General features: G+C 45.9%; 1 protein-coding gene. It reads right to left on the bottom strand.

Translation table 11 applies throughout. From position 1 onward, the window contains the following. Nucleotides 1-3,611, bottom strand: a 3,611-nt coding sequence (locus Q0620_RS00090) for a hypothetical protein (protein WP_298782593.1), incomplete at its 3' end; no start/stop codon positions are given. Nucleotides 3,612-3,820 lie beyond the last annotated feature (209 nt).

The following is a 3,820-nucleotide window of genomic DNA, read 5'->3' as shown; positions in this document are numbered from 1 at the left end:
CCGCTCTTTAGGCTAGCTAAACTTGCAGCACGGGTTTCTGCGAAGGATTTGGTATTAGAGCTTACGCGCGCGCTAGGAGCCGAGGAAGCATCGAATCCTAAATTTAGATAATTGCCGCTTTGATAAATTTTAGGGTTATAGCTTAGACTTACTCCTATATTTAGCGTTGCGTGCATATTAGCTGCGTTAGGAGCTATAAGACTGCCGCTTCCTTGCTTATTGATTAGATGAATCTCGCTGCTTGGATTAATCGGACCGCTTACTCCGCTTATATAAGCCGTGATATTGCTTACGTTGCTTAGATCAGTATTGGCAGTAGGGTCGCTTAGGGTAAGTACGCTATCGCCTGCTCTAATAGAGTTAGGAAGAAAGAAGTTTAGCCTGTCAAAACCGCTAATATTTTTAGCGCTTAAGGAATTTACTGCCGCAGGAGAGCTATTGCTAGCTCCTATGTTAAGGGTGTTGCCGCCACCGCTTGCGCTTATTGCGCCTACATTATGACCGCTGATGAAATTTAACGTATTGTTTGCGCCTGCTGCGTTGATATTTCTAGCGTTAAAATTCTTATCCTCCCCCGCTTTACCTATATCTATGTTATTTCCGTTAAGACCGCCGGCACCAAGATACTTCTGCAGCTCATCCGCATCAAAGTCTCCATTTATGCTCTCGTTAGTCTTAATAAGCTTTTGGATATAAAGCTCCCGCTCATCCTCGCTTATATGCATACCGCCTATGTTTCTACTAAAGGTATCGGCATCCTTTATGACATAGTTTTTATTTAGCTGAGTTACGTAGCCCTTGTCTTTAAAGCGTGGATCATATCCGGTAAATTTACCGCCTCCGCTTTTATAGGCAAGTGTGTATTTCTTATTATCGCCATCTGGATAGCTTGCATTGTTTAAAGCGTTAAATTCGCTTGCGGAATTCACAAATATATCGGTACCGCTTAGATCGGTATTGCCGGAGCCTGTCAAACTTAAAGCTCTTTTGGTACTTGATGAAGCATCATTTTCAATCTCGCCAAGGGAGGCTAAGTTGAATTCCAATTTATTGAAATTTGCAAAATTTCCAGCATTTAGGCCATTGCCTGAGTTTGAAGATAGGATATTTAGGCTATTGCCCGAATTGCTAGCGTTTGCACTAGATACGCCGTATATCGTGCCTGCTACGCTGCCGCTTTTGAAATTTACTACGTTGTTGCTGCCGCTAGCGGCTTCCGCTGCGTATACGTTGCCAGCAACTTGCGTGTTGCCGTTTAAATTTACAGTGTTGAAGGAGGCAGCGCCGCTAGCCTTTCCGCCGTATACGCTTCCGCCTACGTTTACCGAGTTAAGAGTTATGGTGTTGGAAATCGCGCTGTTTCCCTTGCCGCCTACCGCCATTGCTCCTACGCTGCCGTTATTTATAGTTACGATATTGGACTTAGCTTCTCCGTTGCTAGTATTGCCGCCATAAATGCTATTGCGGATTATCGTAGCATTCGTAGTTACGCTATTGTCGTGGATGTTTCCGCCGCCGCTACTACTATGAGTGATGCCCGCATTTACATACCCCACGTCTATTCCACTTGCTTCGAAAGTTACATGGTTATTATAAATTTCTTGCGGGGTAGCGGAATTTGAGTATCCTCCGTCGATCTCACCTATGTTGCTTCCGCCCTTGATCTTGGCGTAGTTATCGTGGATGCTATTGCTTCCGTCCGTAGCGTCGTCTCTGCCCGAGCTTATGTTTTTGCCGCCTAGATTGCCTGCATTCTCCTTTACTATTACGGTGTTTCCTTTATTGCCGAATAGCTCAGTAGCGCCCGCAGCCTTGTTGGAATCTTGATTTTGCATTAGCTCGCTTTGATCGAAGTTGGGATCTATCCAAGAACGAGTTAATGTGCCTTTCTGCATGATTAAATTCTTACTGTTTTCGACCTCGATCGTGGTGCCGGTGATTTGATAGTGATCTTTGTCGGTAATCGTGTAAATTTGATTATCTTGCACGGTTTGTGCGGCTCTAGTAATCGTGCCGCCGCCTGAATTATGTATCAGATAGTACTTTCCTTCGCCAAGATCTGATTTTATACCCTCTATCTTTGTACCGTTTAAATTCGTATTGCCATTAGTGGTTAGAGTAAGCGGCGCATCGGCTTGGGTAGTGGAATATAGATCGTGAAAATTTATAGAGCCGAAATTTTTAATGTCTTTAGCTTTTTTAATGCCGCCGCCGACCCAATTTTCTATATGTAAGGTATTAGTTTTATCCGTAGGCTTATTGCTGCCGTAGATTGTACCGCTTATAGTGCCGCCTCTAAAATTTACGTTACTATTTTCGACGCTGCCGCTTGTGGCGTATCCTGCATAGACATCTCCGCCTATCGTCGTTCTTTCTTTATTGATATAAACGACTGCGTTTTTGACGCTTCCCGCACGTGCGCCATAGACATTGCCGCCTACGTGCACGCCTTTGTTGGAGTCGAATGCCCCTAGAGTAACTCTATCGCCATCCGATTCGCCTGCAATGCCGCTTGCTGCCGAGACATCACCTTTTACGGTACCTTTGTAAAGATCAACTACGCTTCGCGAGCTTGAGGCGCCGCCCAAAGAGCCCGTGACGCTGCCTACGATCGCATCGTCGTTATTGATTTCTACGCGATTTGCGCTCATTGCGCTAGCGCTATTTGCTTGGCCGCCTGCTACTTGGTAATTTTGCGCTTTTAGCTTTGCGCTTATGGATACGGAGTTTGCGCTAGAGTTTCCGCTTCCGCCCGCTGCGCCCCAAATTCTACCGTTTCCGTTTAGAGTGATAGTATTTGTGCTGCCGGCATAAGGCGCCGTTATATTGACGCTATTAGAGTTACTTTGCCCTGTGGAGGATTGCGCGCCGAATATATAGAAGCTCCCTCTAAATGTGCCACCTTTGATAGTTATTCTATTTGATACGGCATCACCGCCGCCGCTTACTATGCCGCTTACGATTACATTCGTAACGGAGCCGTTGCCAATAGTGCCTCCGTCGATTGTTACGGCGTTAGAGGAAGCTTTTTTATCCGCTCCGCTTCTGCCGCCGATGATATTATAATGTCTATTTGAGCTACCGCCGAAGTTATCGGCATTTCCCGTGATTTCGGCGCCGTATTTTACAAAAACCTGATTCCGCGTCGCTTCGCCTTCGTTACCTGTTTTAGACGCCGCTATGCCTTGCCCGCCCACGACCAAATTTACCTTAGAGCCGTTTTCTAAGCTCACGTAATTATCAGATACGCCCTTGGCTTCGGCGCCTATTGCGATACCCACGTAAGCGTTTGCGCCTCTAATCGTAAGTCTATTGTTGGAGGCGGAGTTTAACTCAGTAAAGCCAGCGATCCCATCGCCGCTTCCTCCGCCGTAAATCACGCTGCCAGAATAATCCGTCCCGCCACTTGCAACGCCCATAATCGTCGTAATATTGCCGTTCGGGCTGGTGCTACCGCTGCCGCTAGTATTGCCGCTAAATCCCGCCGAATAGAGGTTATTGTGGGTGTGGATAAGCGGCGGATTAGAATCTGCGTTGCAAAGCGCTTGTGCGGGCGCTAGTGCGAGCACCGCTGCGAGGCTAAGCATAGAGGAGCAGATGGATTTTTTCATATATTTGATCCTTTGAAATTCGTAAAGTTTGCGATTATACATAAAAATAGATCAGTTTGCAATATGAAATTTTAAAGAAGCGCTGATCGGTTTTTGACGCAGGGGGCTGCATTTGTAATTTTAAGTAATAAAAATTTACTCTTTGCGCAGAATAAATTCTTGACTGTAAAATTTACCCCTTTTTAGAGGGGGCATTTTGAGCGGATTGC

Source organism: uncultured Campylobacter sp. (assembly GCF_938017615.1).
Lineage (GTDB): Bacteria > Campylobacterota > Campylobacteria > Campylobacterales > Campylobacteraceae > Campylobacter_B.
This window is presented reverse-complemented; position numbering and strand designations above follow the sequence as displayed.